Genomic DNA, 14219 nt, shown 5'->3' on the forward strand with positions numbered 1-14219 from the left:
CCGATGACCAGCGTTGGCGCCGGCTTCCGGCTCGCCAGGGCCGGCTGGGTGCTGGTCCGCGAGGGCGTCGTCGCGGCGCTGCCCGGCGAAGAGCTTTCCGGTATGCCGAAGCTCGGCTGGCGGCTGGCGCGCGTGCTCACCCGCCGCCGCGCCCGAAGCCATCTGCGCGGCGACCGGCTGGCGCAGGCGGTGGTGCGGCTGGGGCCGTCCTATGTGAAGCTCGGCCAGTTCCTCGCCACGCGGCCCGACGTCGTCGGCAACGACATGGCGGTCGACCTTGCGCTGCTGCAGGACAAGATGCACACCTTTCCGAAGGCGGAAGCGGTCGCGGCGATCGAAGCCTCGCTCGGGCGCAGGATCGAGGATCTCTACGCAACCTTCGGCGAGCCGGTCGCGGCGGCATCGATCGCCCAGGTGCACGGCGCCGAAGTCGTTCGCGACGGAAAGGCTTCACGGGTCGCGGTGAAGGTCATCCGCCCCGGCGTGCGCCATCGCTTCTTCCAGGATCTCGAGAGCTACTTCCTCGCCGCCCGCCTGCAGGAGAAGTACATCCCCTCATCGCGCCGCCTGCGGCCGATCGAGGTGACCCAGACGCTGGCGCAGACCACCAAGGTCGAGATGGACATGCGGCTCGAAGCGGCCGCGTTTTCCGAGCTCGCTGAGAACACCAAGGACGATCCGGGCTTCCGCGTGCCGGCGGTCGATTGGGAGCGGACCGGCCGCGACGTGATCACCATGGAGTGGATCGACGGCGTCAAGATGAACGATCTGACCGGCCTTGCCGCCGCCGGTCACGACCTCAAGGCGATCGCAGCCAATCTCGTCCAGTCTTTCCTCAGGCACACGCTGCGCGACGGCTTCTTCCATGCCGACATGCACCCGGGCAACCTGTTCGTCGAACCGGACGGCACCATCGTTGCCGTCGATCTCGGCATCGCCGGCAGGCTCGGCAAGAAGGAGCGGCGTTTTCTGGCCGAGATCCTCTACGGCTTCATCGTGCGCGACTACCGGCGCGTCGCCGAGGTGCATTTCGAGGCCGGCTATGTGCCGCGTCAGCACAATGTCTCGGCCTTCGCGCAGGCGATCCGCGCCATCGGCGAGCCGATCCACGGCCAGTCGGCCGACACGATCTCGATGGCCAAGCTTCTGACGCTGCTGTTCGAGGTGACCGACCTCTTCGACATGGCGACGCGGACCGAGCTGGTGCTTTTGCAAAAGACCATGGTGGTGGTCGAAGGCGTGGCCCGCACGCTCGATCCGGCGTTCAACATGTGGAAGACTTCGGAGCCGGTGGTCAGCGACTGGATCGCGGGCAATCTCGGCCCGCGCGGCGTGCTCTCGGACGCGCGGGACGCCGGCAAGGCTTTGATCTCGCTGGCGAGGCAGGCGCCGGACATTGCGGTTCGCACCGAGCGGCTGTCGCGTGAGATCGACCTGATGGCCGAGCATGGCTTGCGCTTCGACGAGGCGACCGCGCGCGCGATCGGCAAGGCGGAGGCGCGCCACACCCGCTCCGGCCGCGTGGCGCTGTGGATCATTGCGCTGACGCTGATTTACATCGCGTGGCGGATTTTCTGACCGCCCGCCGCCTTGCTGCGGTTTGATTGCATTGCTATCATTGCCGGCGCTAGTTTGAAGCGGGTGCAATCAGATGGCCAGCATCACGATCCGCAACCTTGACGATGGAGTTAAGGACCTGCTGCGCCAATTGGCTGCCGAAAATGGCTGCTCGATGGAGGAGCAGGCCCGGGCGATGATCAGGGCGGCGGTTGAGGGCCGGGCAGGACAGGCCGACCGCATCGACCAGATCGAGAAGACGTTGCGCGCGCTGACCGGCCCCGGCCAGCAAGCACCGCCTATCGCCGACATGCCCGGCAGGCCGTCAGTTCGCGGAACGCTCTCCGGCAAACGCGTCCTTCTCGTCATCGGCGGCGGGATCGCCGCCTACAAATCGCTCGATCTGATCCGGCGCCTGCGCGAGCGCGGCGCTTCTGTCCGGGTGGTAATGACATCAGCCGCGCAGGAATTCGTCACCACGTTGTCCGTCGGCGCGCTTTCGGCCGACCATGTTTTCACCGAACTCTTCGACCGCAATGACGAGCACGATGTCGGCCACATAAGGCTGTCGCGCGAGGCCGATCTGCTGGTCGTAGCGCCGGCCACCGCCGACCTGATGGCGAAGCTCGCCAACGGCCATGCCAATGATCTCGCCTCGACGGTGCTGCTCGCGACCGACAAGAAAGTGCTGATGGCGCCGGCGATGAATCCGAAAATGTGGTCGCATCCGGCGACGCGGCGCAACCGGGCGACCTTGCAGAAGGATGGCATCGCCTTTGTCGGGCCGGCCAAGGGCGAGATGGCGGAAAGCAACGAGGCGGGCGAAGGCCGCATGGCCGAGCCGCTGGAAATCGTGGCCGCGATCGAGGCGATGCTCGACGAGAAGCCGCAGCCGCTTGCCGGCCGCAAGATCATCGTCACCTCGGGGCCGACGCATGAGCCGATCGATCCGGTGCGCTACATCGCCAACCGTTCGTCCGGCAAGCAGGGCCATGCTATCGCGGCGGCACTGGCGAAGCTCGGCGCCGATGTCCGGCTCGTGTCCGGTCCGGTCAACATCGCCGATCCGGCCGGGGTGAAGACCACGCATGTGGAAACAGCGGCCGAGATGAAGGAAGCGGTCGAGAGCCTTTTGCCGGCGGACGCGGCTGTTTTCGTCGCGGCCGTCGCCGACTGGCGCACCGCGAATGCCGCCGGTGAAAAGATCAAGAAGGTGGCAGGGAAGGGCCCGCCGTCGCTCAAGATGGTCGAGAATCCCGACATCCTGGCGGGCGTCGGCCATCATGCGCAGAGGCCCGGTCTTGTCGTCGGCTTTGCCGCCGAGACGCAGGACCTCATCGGCAACGCCGAGGCCAAGCTCAGGAAGAAGGGCGCCGATCTCATCGTCGCGAACGACGTCTCGCATGGGAGCGGCATCGGCTCTTCCGGCGTTATGGGCGGCGATCGCAACAAGGTGCGCATCGTCTCGCGCACGGGCATCGAGGAGTGGCCGGAGATGGGCAAGGACGAGGTGGCGACACGGCTCGCCGCATCGATTGCCGAGCGGCTGAAAACGACAGTGGTTTAGCTGGCCGCTGCCTGCGGTCGCATTGGCGGCAGCGCGATCCGCAGCGCGGCGATGCAGCCGAGGATCCCAAGCGGCACGAAGGCGAGGAAGAGCCAGCCGGCCACGCCTGCAGCCGCGTCACGACTGAGGCCTTGCGAGAAGCCGCTGGCGTTGGCCACAATGCCGGCAAGGGCCGCGCCCACCGCGTAGCCGATCCGCTGCATGGTCGGCACGGCGGCGGAAGCGATCGTCTGCTCGCCGTCGCGGGCCGAAGCGACGATGACACGCGTCAGGAACGGCCAGCAGACGCCGAAGCCGCCACCCTGCAGCAGAGCGCAGAGCAGGATCAGCGGGATCGAACCTGCGGGGATGGCGTAGGCGAAACCGGCAAGACCGGAGGCGATCATCAGCGCGCCGACGACGATGATCAGTCTTTCGCGTTCCAGCGGCGCATTGGCGATGAGGATCGACAGGATCGACCAGGCGATGGATTCGGCAGCGATGATATAGCCGGTGGTCAGGATCGGAATGCCGTGCAGCGTGGTGAGCAGCAGCGGCCCGTAAATGGTGAACGTGCAGGTCGCTACCGAGAAGGCCGCAACCATGGTCATGCCTGAGCCAAGCGGCGAGCGCCATGAGAACAAAGGTGCCGGAAACAGGCGCGAGCGCGGCCTGAGGGCATCGATGCGGAAGAAAAGCGCCAGGCCGATCAGCCCGACGGCCAGCAGCAGCGACGAGCGCAGCAGGGCGATGTCGATGCCGGCGGCAGCGATCAGCACGACGGCCATGGCGAGACAGGCAAGCGCCGGATAGGGAAAGGGCGGCGCCGTGCCGCTGCCCGCTTGCGGCCTCGTCGCCTCCGGCGTGTCCAGCACGATAAAGCTCGCCAGCGCCATCGCCGCGCCGCCGAAAGTGAAGACGCCAAAGGCCCAGCGCCATGACAGGAACTCGGTCATAACAGCGCCGAGCATCGGTCCGCTGAAGGCGGCGACGCCCCAGATCGCCGACATGATGCCGAAGAGCTGCGGCCAGATGTTGCGCGGAAAGAGACGCTCGACCGAAACGAAGGCGAGCGACACCAGCGCGCCGCCGCCAAGTCCTTCGACCAGCCGCCCGGCGAGGAAGAACGGCATGGAGGGTGCCGCCGCGCAGATCAGCGCGCCTGCTGCGTAGAGCAGGGCGGCGACCATCATGTTGGAGCGCAGCGCGACATAGCTCACCAGCCGCCCGGCGGCCGCACCCGCGACGATGGCGCCGAGCTCATAGATCGCGAGCGACCAGCCAACCAGCTGCACGCCGGCCAGCTCGCCGACCATGGCCGGCATCACCGTCGCCACCATAGTCTCATTGGTGGCATGCAGCAGGATGCCGAGACTGACAAAGCAGAAACGCGCCAGGTCGCCGCTTACCCACAGTGCTCGCCAGTCCACCTTGTTGCCGGCCACCTTGCCGCCGCCTGCTGCCGTCACGTCGATCTCCCGCTTGTTTTCCGCAACCTCATCCGCATTGCGAACGAAGCGCCAGATCCAGTTCGGCAGGGCTTGTAGAACCTCAAGCGCAGTTGAGCTCAAGAGGCTTTTTCGGCGATGTCAGCGAGCAGCGTGCTAAAAATTCGGCCCGGAACGAGCGTCCCAGGCCGTATCGGTGCTAATTGATTTGAAATTTCACTTATAGGAGTGGACGAGGTCCAGCGAAGCCACGGCAACAGCGAGGTTGACGCCGGTCTGCGCCTGGACGCTCAGCGGCTCGAGCATGAAGGCGCCGTCGAGGCCGCCGACCAAAAGATTGGCGCCGCCGCCGGTCACGACGCTCGCCTCCGCGTTGACGCCGTAGTAGCTGCCGGCGAGATCGCCCGCGTCATGGTGGCGGGTGGCGGCGAGAACCGCCCAGACAAGCTGACCTTGATGCGTCCGGCCGATATCGACGCCGAGCTTGGAGATCATGCCCGTGTAGAGCTCGGCCGGGCCGTGATGATAGGGCCGGAAGACGCAGGACACGCCCTTGTTGGAGGTGATGACGTAACCGGTGCCTCCGTCGATGGTGCAATCGAGCGTGCCGAGCCGGAGCGTGCCGGCGCTGACCGGAGAAGCGAGGACCGTGGCGGCAAGCGCGGCGGCGGCACAGGCAAGTGTCTTGATCATCGGAAATGTCCTTTCGCAACAAACGGCCCCGGTTAAACGGTCGAGGTGCGAGGAGCGTTCCGCCCAAAACTTGGCGCGAGCATGGCGAGCCAGCGCATCGCCCTTGGCGACTAACGGGTCACATCGGCGTGTCAGCGCCGCAATAGACCCATCGCGGGCGACCGGACCCCCGGCGGCCTTAGCTTCCGATCAGCTGGCGCCGGCCGAGGTGCGCGACAGGCCGTCCTTGGCGGGTTGGTAGTTCGGGTCGAGGTGGACAGCCTCGCGGTAGGACTTGGCCGCCCTTTCCTTGTCGCCGCGTCGCTCGTAGATCAGCGCCTGGTTGGCCCAGGCCTCGGCGTTCTTGCCGTCGAGCTTGATGGCCATGTTGAAGTCGGCGAAGGCGTTGTCCTCGTCATTCATGGCGAGATAGGACAGGCCGCGGCCGTTGTAGGGCTCGGCTGCGTCCGGCGCCAGCGAGATTGCGGTCGAGAAATCCTCGATGGCGAACTTGTGCTGGCCCTGGCTCTGATAGATCAGGCCGCGATTGTGGTAGGCGCGGGCGTCGGTCGTGTCGAGTTGGATCGCCTTCTGGAAATCGTTGAACGCGTCGTTGACGCGGCCAGCCTTGCGATAGAGATTGCCGCGGCCGATATAGGCGGCGTCGTAATTGGCGTTGATCTGGATCGAGCGGTTATAGTCGGCAAGCGCTGCTTGCTGGTTGCCCAGGAAACGCTGGATGAGCGCCCGGTTCGAATAGGCCTGATAGAAGTTCGGATTGAGCTGGATGGCGGTGTCGAAATCCTTGAGCGCCGCCTGGTACTGGCCGCCGCGGCCATAGGCCGAGCCGCGCACATTGTAACCCTCGGGATCCTGAGGATTGCGCTGGATGACAGCCGACAGCGAGGAGATGTTCTCGGTCGAGCCTTGCGCCTTGTCGATATTGTTGAACTCCCCCGTCGGGGCGGTCTGGCATGCTGCAAGGGTCAGGCCCGAAAGCAGGGCCGCCGTCAGGGCGAAGCCGCGAAAAGCGGTTCTGCGCTCCACGGTAATTGCGTTCATCTCAGTCCTCACTGGCGCCGCGCCGTCAGGTCCGTTCCCTCTCCGAACCGGCTCGAACGCATAAACAAAAGGTGGCGGCGATTCCGCATCGCGCCACCCTCGGTATCCTTCGAAAAGGACGAAAAATTGACGGTATCAGCGCGGCGAACGCGATGCGCCGGCAGCACCAGCCGGAGCCGGGCGCGGGGTCATCGGCAGCAGGCCTTCGCGCTGGGCGCGCTTACGGGCCAGCTTGCGGGCGCGGCGGACGGCTTCCGCCTTCTCGCGGGCACGCTTCTCGGACGGCTTTTCGTAGTGACCGCGCATCTTCATTTCGCGGAAAATACCTTCGCGCTGCATCTTCTTCTTCAGCGCGCGAAGCGCCTGATCAACGTTGTTGTCGCGGACGAGTACCTGCACGTGCAATCCTGTCTTCGGGTTTGAAATCTCAGGCAAGCAGCCCATAGCCGCATGCCTCCGCAGTGACCTGCACCGCGAATTGTGCCGGCTGATAGCAGAATCAGGCCGTGCTGTCCATCGTTGATTGCAGGAAACCGCGATCGGAAGCCCGAGTACCGTGCCTTGCGGGTCTGAGCCTTAGGCGGTCGCAAGATGCAGGCGCGCGAAATCCTCAAAGAATTCGCCATAGTCGCAAGTGATTTCCTCGCCGGCCGCGATATCCCGGGTCGCTGTGGCGCCACCATGTTGGGAGAAATCCGTGTTCGGCCGCTCGGCATGGTTCATGAAGCGGCCATTGTCGACCTCATATACCATGAAACCCGGCTTGTCCGGGCTCGGATAGGCGTAGCGGTCGAGCAATTCCTTGAGATGCGGCGGCGCCTTCTCGTATTTCTCCATGGGGATCAGCCGGTCGAAATCGGGATCGAGCCGCCAGATGGAGGCACCTTTCCTGACCGGCTCGGCGGCGAAAACGCCGACGCCTTCGATGGCGCTCTGGGCTACATAGGTTCTGATCAGCAGCATCGTTCCGATCCGTTTTCGACGGGAAACCAAATCGTCAAAACGGACCGGAATGCAAGGCCCCGTCGCGCGATTTCAGCGGATGAGCATGGCTGCCGACCGTCAGATGATTCACGTCCGATTGATCGAGACGCCACCATCGGCAAACAGTGCCGTGCCAGTGGTGAAGCTTGAGGCGTCCGAGGCAAGGTAGAGCGCGGAGCGGGCGATCTCCTCGGGCTGCGCCATGCGCTTCAGTGCATGGATACCTTCGACGAAGGCACGCGCCTCGGGCGTCGTGGTCGTGGCGCCGGGCGTGTCGATGCCGCCGGGCAACAGCGCGTTGACGCGCAGCCCTTTCGGGCCGTATTCGGCGGCCAGCACCTACGTCAGCCCGATCAGCCCCGCCTTGGCGGCGGCATAGGCGGCCATGCCCGGCATGCCGGCGGTATAGCCGACGAAACTCGAGGTGAAGATCAGCGAGCCGCCGCCGCGCTCCAGCATCGCCAGGATCTGGTGCCTTGCGGCGAGGAAGGCGCTGGTCAAATTGGTGTCGATCGTGTCGTGCCAAGTCGCCGGCGCCATCTCCGGTACCGGCGCCATCAAGCCGACGGCGCCCGCATTGTTGAAGGCAATGTCGAGGCCGCCGAACCTTTCGACCGCAAGCTCGACCAGAGCTCTGGCATAGGCTTCGTCCCGGACATCGCCGGCGAGTGCAATTGCGGTTCCACCGGCCGTCTCGATTTCGCCGACGAGTGCATCGAGCTCGGCCCGGCGGCGCGCCGCGACGACGACACTGGCGCCCTGCTCGGCGAATAGACCGGCCGTGGCGCGGCCGATGCCGGAGCTGGCGCCGGTGACGATGGCAACCTTGTTGGTGAGTGCGAACATTTCTCATCCTTTCTCTATGCCGGTCCAGCCGGTGGTGGGATGCTTGGTCGCAAATCGGCATTTCGGCAGCCACCCGAAAGCTGACTTGCCGATCGGAATGCGAGTTGTCGGGCATGCGCCGCGCAGCCGCGGCGCAAAACGGCAAGCGCCGTCGCAAACAGCGCAAGGGTGGCTACGCGCTTTCGCTAGTGATACACCACGCGCGCCGGGGGATGCCCGGCCGAGATCCGCGATTTTTGGCGCGAGGCTGAACGTGAAGAAATACTCCGTATTCGCCATTGCCCGCGAGGCGATGCGCGGCCACAAGGGCTGGGAAGAGCAATGGACCTCACCCGAGCCGAAGGAGGAATACGACGTCATCATCGTCGGCGCCGGCGGCCACGGCCTGGCCACCGCCTATTATCTGGCGAGCGAGCACGGCATCACCAATGTCGCGGTGCTGGAAAAGGGCTGGCTCGGCGGCGGCAACACCGGCCGCAACACCACCATCATCCGCTCCAACTATCTCTATGACGAAAGCGCCGGCATCTACGACCATGCGCTGAAGTTGTGGGACGGACTGAGCCAGGAGCTCAACTACAACGTCATGTATTCGGCGCGCGGCGTCATGATGCTCGCGCACAATGTGCATGACGTTCAGGTGTTCAAGCGCCACATCCATGCCAACCGCCTCAACGGCATCGACAATGAGTGGCTGACGCCGGAACAGGCGAAGGAGTTCTGTCCGCCGCTCAACATTTCCAAGGAGGCGCGCTATCCGGTCATGGGCGCCGCGCTGCAGCGCCGCGGGGGCACAGCCCGCCACGATGCGGTCGCCTGGGGTTATGCGCGCGGCGCCTCGGCGCGCGGCGTGCACATCATCCAGAACTGCGAGGTCACCGGCGTCAAGCGCGCGGCCAACGGCGCGGTCACCGGCGTCGAGACGACGCGCGGCTTCATCGGCGCCAAGAAGGTCGGCGTCGTCGCGGCCGGCCATTCGTCGGTCATCATGGATATGGCCGGCGTGCGCATGCCGTTGGAGAGTTATCCGTTGCAGGCGCTGGTCTCGGAGCCGGTCAAGCCGGTGGTGCCATGCGTCATCATGTCGAACACGGTGCACGCCTACATCTCGCAGTCGGACAAGGGCGAGCTGGTCATCGGCGCCGGCACCGACCAGTATATCTCCTATTCGCAAACCGGCGGCCTGCACATCCTGCAGCACACGCTCGACGCCATCTGCGAAATGTTCCCGATCTTCACCCGCATGAAGATGCTGCGCTCCTGGGGCGGCATCGTCGACGTGACCCCCGACCGCTCGCCGATCCTGGCTAAGACGCCGGTCAAGGGCCTCTATGTCAATTGCGGCTGGGGCACGGGCGGCTTCAAGGCGACGCCAGGTTCGGGCAACGTCTTTGCCCACACCATCGCCAGGGACGACCCGCACCCGATCAACGCGCCCTTCACGCTCGAGCGCTTCCGCACCGGCCGTCTCATCGACGAAGCGGCGGCGGCGGCGGTGGCGCATTGATGATGGCCGAGATGGCCTGCCAGAAGCTTTGCGATCAACCGGCCGGCGCCCGCGTCGGCCATGGCGAATTGTAGGATCAACCTAGATGCTTCTCATCCGCTGTCCCTATTGCGAGGAAGAGCGCCCGGAACTCGAGTTCCGCAATGCCGGCGAGGCGCATATCGCGCGCCCGACCAACATTGCCGCCGAAAGCGAAGACGATTTCGAGAAATTCTTCTTCATCCGCTCGAACCCGAAAGGCGTCATCTATGAGCGCTGGCGGCATATCCATGGCTGCGCCCGCTTCTTCAACGCCGTGCGCGACACCGTCACCGACAAGTTCGTCATGACCTACAAGGCCGGCGAGCCGAAGCCCGCGAAGCTGCCTGGAGCCTCGAAATGAACGCGTCGTTCCGCATCTCCGGCGCCGGGCGTCTCAGCCAGGCCAAGACCGCCTCGTTCAGCTTCGACGGCAAGTCCTATCTCGGCATCGAGGGCGACACGCTGGCCTCGGCCTTGCTTGACAACGGCGTCCATCTGGTCGGCCGATCCTTCAAATACCATAGGCCGCGCGGCTTCCTGTCGGCCGGCGCGGAAGAGCCCAACGCGCTGGTGCAGATCGTTCGCGACGACGCGCGCAAGACACCGAATGTGCGCGCGACCGTGCAGGAGCTCTATGACGGGCTCACCGCCAATTCGCAGAACCGCTGGCCCTCGCTCGCCTTCGATGTCGGCGCGGTCAACGACATTGCCTCGCCGATGTTCTCGGCCGGCTTCTACTACAAGACCTTCATGTGGCCGAAGTCGGCCTGGTTGAATTTCTATGAGCCGAAGATCCGCGCGACGGCCGGCCTTGGCGTTTCCCCCGACCGGCCGGATCCCGACCATTATGCGGCGCGCTACGCGCATTGCGACGTGCTGGTGCTGGGCGGCGGTGCGGCCGGCATCACTGCGGCGCTTGCCGCAGCCGAAACCGGCGTGCGGGTGATCCTCGCCGACGAGCAGGCCGAATTCGGCGGCAGCCTGCGCTTCGAGAGCGGCGCCAGGATCGATGGCCAGGACGGCTTTGCCTGGGCACAAGCCGCGATCGCCAAACTCAGGGCGATGGACAATGTCCGAGTGCTGTCGCGCACGACAGCTTTCGGGTACTACGCACAGAACTTCGTCGGCCTGGTCGAGCGGGTCAGCGACCATCTCAAGAGCCCCGGCCGGGAGCTGGCGCGCGAGCGCCTGTGGCAGGTTCGCGCCAAGCGGGTCGTGCTCGCGACGGGCGCCATCGAGCGTCACATGGTGTTCGCCAACAACGACCGGCCGGGCGTCATGCTGGCATCGGCGGCGCGCACCTACCTCAACCACTATGGCGTGGCGGTCGGCAGGAATGTCGGCGTCTATACGGCAAACGACTCGGCCTACGCGGCCGCGATCGACCTGAGGAAGGCCGGCGTCAATGTCGCTGCCATCGTCGACCTGCGCGACAACCCGTCGGGGGCGGCGATCGACGAAGCGAGGAGCCTCGGCATCGAGATCAATTTCGGTCGCGCTGTGGTTAGCGCCGGCGGCAAGCTGCGCGTATCGTCGATGACGGTGCAGCCGAAGAACGGCGGCGGCGAGCGCACGATCGCGGTCGACGCCATCCTGATGTCCGCCGGCTGGACGCCGTCGGTGCATCTGTTCTCGCAGTCGCGCGGCAAGGTCGCCTTCAACGAGGAGGCGCGACGCTTCGTGCCGGGGACCTATGCGCAGGACTGCGTCTCGGTCGGCGCCTGCAACGGCACGGACGGTCTGGAGGCAACGGTCGACGAGGCCTATGCGGCAGGCGCCCAGGCGGCAAGGGACGCCGGCGGCAAGGATTCCAGCGGCAAGATGGGCAAGGGCGCCAAGCCGAAGGTCGATGCCAGTGAAAGCTGGTCACGCGGCATGCTTGGCGCTGCGCCCGGCGCCGGGCCGGGCACCACGGTCAAGGCCTTCGTCGATTTTCAGAACGATGTCACCGCCAAGGACATTCGCCAGGCGGTGCATGAAGGCATGCACTCGATCGAGCACGTCAAGCGCTTCACCACCAACGGCATGGCGACCGACCAGGGTAAGACGTCGAACATGCACGGCCTGGCGATCGCCGCCGAGACGCTCGGCAAGCCGATCCCGCAGGTTGGTCTCACCACGTTCCGCGCGCCCTATACGCCGGTCACCTTCGGCTCGATCGTCGGCCATGCGCGTGGCGCGCTGTTCGACCCGACGCGCCGCACGGCGACGCATGGCTGGGCGGCCGCCCAAGGTGCCGTGTTCGAGGATGTCGGCCAGTGGAAGCGCGCCTGGTATTTCCCGAAAGCCGGCGAGGACATGCACGCCGCTGTCAACCGCGAATGCGTCACGGTGCGCAAAGCGGCCGGCCTGTTCGACGCCTCCACGCTCGGCAAGATCGAGGTCGTCGGGCCGGATGCGGCGAAGTTCATGGAGCTGCTCTACACCAACCCGTGGGAGAAGCTGGAGCCCGGCCGCTGCCGCTACGGCATCATGCTGCGCGAGGACGGCTTCATCTATGATGACGGCGTCGTCGGCAGGCTGGCGCCGGACCGCTTCCATGTGACGACGACCACCGGCGGCGCGCCGCGTGTCATGCATCACATGGAGGATTATCTCCAGACCGAGTTCCCGCATCTCAATGTCTGGCTGACCTCTATCACCGAGCAATGGGCGGTGATCGCCGTGCAGGGGCCGAGCGCGCGGAAAATCATCGAACCTTTGGTCGAAGGCATCGACATGTCGGACGAGGCACTGCCGCATATGTCGGTGCGCGAAGGCAAGATCTGCGGCGTGCCGACGCGGCTGTTCCGCATGTCTTTCACCGGCGAGCGCGGCTTCGAGGTCAACGTGCCGGCCGACTACAGCGAAGCGGTGTGGGAAGCGCTGTGGGCCGAAGGCCAGAAGCATGGCGCGACCGCTTACGGCACCGAAACAATGCACGTGCTGCGCGCCGAAAAGGGCTACATCATCGTTGGCCAGGATACGGACGGCACGGTGACGCCGAACGATGCCGGTCTCGACTGGGCGGTCGGCAAGAAAAAGACCGACTTCGTCGGCATTCGCGGCATGATGCGCGCGGATCTCGTCGCCAAGGGCCGCAAGCAACTGGTCGGTCTGAAGACCAAGGATCCGAAGGTCGTGTTGGAAGAAGGCGCGCAGATCGTCGAGGATCCGAAACAGGCGATCCCGATGAAGATGATCGGCCACGTCACCTCCAGCTACTGGTCGGAGAACTGCGGGCGCTCGATCGCGCTGGCGCTGGTCGCCGGCGGCCGTGATCGCATGGGCCAGACGCTCTATGTGCCGATGCCGAACGGCACGATCGAGGTGGAGGTCACCGGCATGGTGTTCGTCGACGAAAAGGGGGAGCGCCTCAATGGCTAAGGCTGCCGCCAAGACAAAAGCCGCCGACGCTTCAGCTGCCACCGAACGGCGTCCGGCACTTGCCGGCCGCGCGGTGTCGGCGCCGGCCGTCAAGGTCGAGATCCTGCCGCCGGCCGAACGCATCTCGCTGCGCGCGCCCGAAACTTCCGTCGCCGCGCTTTCCAAGGCGCTCGCCGTGACGCTGCCGGCGAAGCCGAAGAGCTCGGCGGCGAAAGGCGGGCGCACCGCCTTATGGCTCGGGCCGGACGAATGGCTGGTCATCGACGACGCCGGCAACGATCCGCTGGCCGACTGCGCCAAGGTCTCGGCGCTGCACTCCGCGGTCGGCATCTCGCATCGCAATGTGGCGATCTCGGTTGCCGGGCCGGCGGCCGCGGTGACGGTCAATTCCGGTTGCCCACAGGACCTGTCGCTCGAGGCCTTCCCGGTCGGGGCAGCATCGCGCACCATTCTCGGCAAGTCCGAGATCGTGCTGCTGCGTACCGCTGAAGACACGTTCCGGGTGGAATGCTGGCGTTCCTTCTCGGACTATGTATTTACTTTGCTGTCGGAAGCGGCGAGCGACGCGGCGAACTGATCCTGCGCCAACCGGTCCGAAGGGCCGGCCTCGGGGAAACCTTCACCGGTCCGGGCCGTTTCTGCGGCTTGCGAGGAGACTGCCGATGCCGTCCAAATCCGCGCCGAAGACGCCCAAGAAGACAGAGGCGGTCCGTTCGCTGGAGCGGGATCGCGAGATCGAGGAAGAAGAGCTCGAGGAAGGCCTCGAGGACACCTTCCCGGCCAGCGATCCGGTATCGATTACCAGCACCACCATCCCCGGCGGCCCAGCAAAGCCTGGCAGGGCCAAGACCTTGCCTGGAATGAAGTCGCGCAAGAAGTAGAGCCGCTGCCGCTGTCAAATCGGGCTTCAGGCGAAACGAAAATGGGCGGCCAAGTGTCGCCCGTTTTCGTTTGCGATTTGGCGGTGATTAGAGGCCGGGCACGAACCAAGGGTTCACGTCGATGCCGAGCCGCGGGCTCTTGTTCGTCTGGATGTTGGCGGCATCGGTCTTTTCCACCGAGCCGGTCGCGGCGCAGTCGAGCGCCTGATTGGTGTGAGTCTGGGTGCAGGCCGCAGGGGCGTGCTTGGCCGGCTGGCTCCCGCCAGCGCAAGCGGCGCCTGAGAGAGACAGCACGGCAGCGAGCGCGAGGATTGTCTTTTTCATCTTTC

At 65.5% G+C, this 14219-nt stretch carries 13 protein-coding genes and 1 pseudogene; 7 read left to right on the forward strand and 7 right to left on the reverse strand.

The window, feature by feature from the left end; genetic code table 11:
• Positions 1 to 3 precede the first annotated feature (3 nt).
• Together ubiB and coaBC are read left to right on the forward strand one after the other, a co-directional pair.
• Positions 4 to 1578: a 2-polyprenylphenol 6-hydroxylase gene (gene ubiB / locus CK221_RS18900; protein WP_095778803.1), complete on the forward strand. Its 1575-nt coding sequence runs from the start codon at positions 4 to 6 to the stop codon at positions 1576 to 1578.
• 73 nt (positions 1579 to 1651) lie between these two features.
• Positions 1652 to 3124, forward strand: a complete 1473-nt coding sequence (gene coaBC, locus CK221_RS18905) for a bifunctional phosphopantothenoylcysteine decarboxylase/phosphopantothenate--cysteine ligase CoaBC (protein ID WP_210200034.1) — start codon at positions 1652 to 1654, stop codon at positions 3122 to 3124.
• Here the strand turns inward: coaBC and CK221_RS18910 are convergent.
• From CK221_RS18910 to CK221_RS18935, 6 genes and pseudogenes are all read right to left on the reverse strand, one after another.
• Positions 3121 to 4572 (reverse strand): MFS transporter, encoded by a 1452-nt coding sequence (locus tag CK221_RS18910; protein WP_245430680.1) that lies wholly within the window; start codon positions 4570 to 4572, stop codon positions 3121 to 3123. The genes coaBC and CK221_RS18910 overlap by 4 nt on opposite strands.
• 195 nt (positions 4573 to 4767) lie before the next feature.
• Complete coding sequence (locus tag CK221_RS18915) at positions 4768 to 5244, reverse strand: DUF992 domain-containing protein (RefSeq protein WP_067002615.1); 477 nt, start codon at positions 5242 to 5244, stop codon at positions 4768 to 4770.
• Positions 5245 to 5433: 189 nt separating this feature from the next.
• The gene (locus CK221_RS18920) at positions 5434 to 6285 is read right to left on the reverse strand and encodes a tetratricopeptide repeat protein (protein ID WP_067002613.1); all 852 of its coding nucleotides are present in this window, start codon (positions 6283 to 6285) and stop codon (positions 5434 to 5436) included.
• A 135-nt stretch (positions 6286 to 6420) separates the two neighbouring features.
• Positions 6421 to 6684, reverse strand: a complete 264-nt coding sequence (gene rpsU / locus CK221_RS18925; protein ID WP_040969057.1) for a 30S ribosomal protein S21 — start codon at positions 6682 to 6684, stop codon at positions 6421 to 6423.
• A 177-nt stretch (positions 6685 to 6861) separates the two neighbouring features.
• Positions 6862 to 7248, reverse strand: a complete 387-nt coding sequence (locus CK221_RS18930; protein ID WP_067002611.1) for an SET domain-containing protein-lysine N-methyltransferase — start codon at positions 7246 to 7248, stop codon at positions 6862 to 6864.
• A gap of 108 nt (positions 7249 to 7356) precedes the next feature.
• Positions 7357 to 8115, reverse strand: a pseudogene (locus CK221_RS18935) (SDR family oxidoreductase).
• Between the two features lie 253 nt (positions 8116 to 8368).
• Here CK221_RS18935 and CK221_RS18940 point away from each other — a divergent pair.
• The 5 genes from CK221_RS18940 to CK221_RS18960 all read left to right on the forward strand — a co-directional run bounded on the left by CK221_RS18940 (position 8369) and on the right by CK221_RS18960 (position 13890).
• On the forward strand, positions 8369 to 9622 hold the full coding sequence (locus CK221_RS18940; RefSeq protein WP_095778804.1) for a sarcosine oxidase subunit beta: 1254 nt from the start codon (positions 8369 to 8371) through the stop codon (positions 9620 to 9622).
• A gap of 85 nt (positions 9623 to 9707) precedes the next feature.
• Positions 9708 to 10004: a sarcosine oxidase subunit delta gene (locus tag CK221_RS18945; protein ID WP_067002607.1), complete on the forward strand. Its 297-nt coding sequence runs from the start codon at positions 9708 to 9710 to the stop codon at positions 10002 to 10004.
• The gene (locus CK221_RS18950; RefSeq protein WP_095778805.1) at positions 10001 to 13009 is read left to right on the forward strand and encodes a sarcosine oxidase subunit alpha; all 3009 of its coding nucleotides are present in this window, start codon (positions 10001 to 10003) and stop codon (positions 13007 to 13009) included. Before CK221_RS18945 ends, CK221_RS18950 begins: the two co-directional genes overlap by 4 nt.
• Complete coding sequence (locus CK221_RS18955) at positions 13002 to 13586, forward strand: sarcosine oxidase subunit gamma (RefSeq protein WP_095778806.1); 585 nt, start codon at positions 13002 to 13004, stop codon at positions 13584 to 13586. Before CK221_RS18950 ends, CK221_RS18955 begins: the two co-directional genes overlap by 8 nt.
• A gap of 85 nt (positions 13587 to 13671) precedes the next feature.
• Positions 13672 to 13890 carry a hypothetical protein gene (locus CK221_RS18960; protein ID WP_095778807.1) on the forward strand — a complete coding sequence of 73 codons (219 nt, stop codon included), beginning with the start codon at positions 13672 to 13674 and terminating at the stop codon, positions 13888 to 13890.
• 87 nt (positions 13891 to 13977) lie between these two features.
• Here CK221_RS18960 and CK221_RS18965 read toward each other — a convergent pair whose 3' ends face one another.
• Positions 13978 to 14214 carry a DUF680 domain-containing protein gene (locus CK221_RS18965; protein WP_067002599.1) on the reverse strand — a complete coding sequence of 79 codons (237 nt, stop codon included), beginning with the start codon at positions 14212 to 14214 and terminating at the stop codon, positions 13978 to 13980.
• Positions 14215 to 14219: the final 5 nt, after the last annotated feature.

This window comes from Mesorhizobium sp. WSM3868 (genome assembly GCF_002294785.1).
In the GTDB taxonomy this organism is placed as follows: domain Bacteria; phylum Pseudomonadota; class Alphaproteobacteria; order Rhizobiales; family Rhizobiaceae; genus Mesorhizobium.

Bases quoted from the DNA above. Each gene is read 5' to 3' on its own strand.
- CK221_RS18920 (WP_067002613.1), bottom strand. From the start codon at position 6,285: ATGAACGCAATTACCGTGGAGCGCAGAACCGCTTTTCGCGGCTTCGCC.
- coaBC (WP_210200034.1), top strand. From the start codon at position 1,652: ATGGCCAGCATCACGATCCGCAACCTTGACGATGGAGTTAAGGACCTG.
- CK221_RS18960 (WP_095778807.1), top strand. From the start codon at position 13,672: ATGCCGTCCAAATCCGCGCCGAAGACGCCCAAGAAGACAGAGGCGGTC.
- ubiB (WP_095778803.1), top strand. From the start codon at position 4: ATGACCAGCGTTGGCGCCGGCTTCCGGCTCGCCAGGGCCGGCTGGGTG.
- CK221_RS18945 (WP_067002607.1), top strand. From the start codon at position 9,708: ATGCTTCTCATCCGCTGTCCCTATTGCGAGGAAGAGCGCCCGGAACTC.
- CK221_RS18955 (WP_095778806.1), top strand. From the start codon at position 13,002: ATGGCTAAGGCTGCCGCCAAGACAAAAGCCGCCGACGCTTCAGCTGCC.
- CK221_RS18950 (WP_095778805.1), top strand. From the start codon at position 10,001: ATGAACGCGTCGTTCCGCATCTCCGGCGCCGGGCGTCTCAGCCAGGCC.
- CK221_RS18965 (WP_067002599.1), bottom strand. From the start codon at position 14,214: ATGAAAAAGACAATCCTCGCGCTCGCTGCCGTGCTGTCTCTCTCAGGC.
- CK221_RS18930 (WP_067002611.1), bottom strand. From the start codon at position 7,248: ATGCTGCTGATCAGAACCTATGTAGCCCAGAGCGCCATCGAAGGCGTC.
- CK221_RS18915 (WP_067002615.1), bottom strand. From the start codon at position 5,244: ATGATCAAGACACTTGCCTGTGCCGCCGCCGCGCTTGCCGCCACGGTC.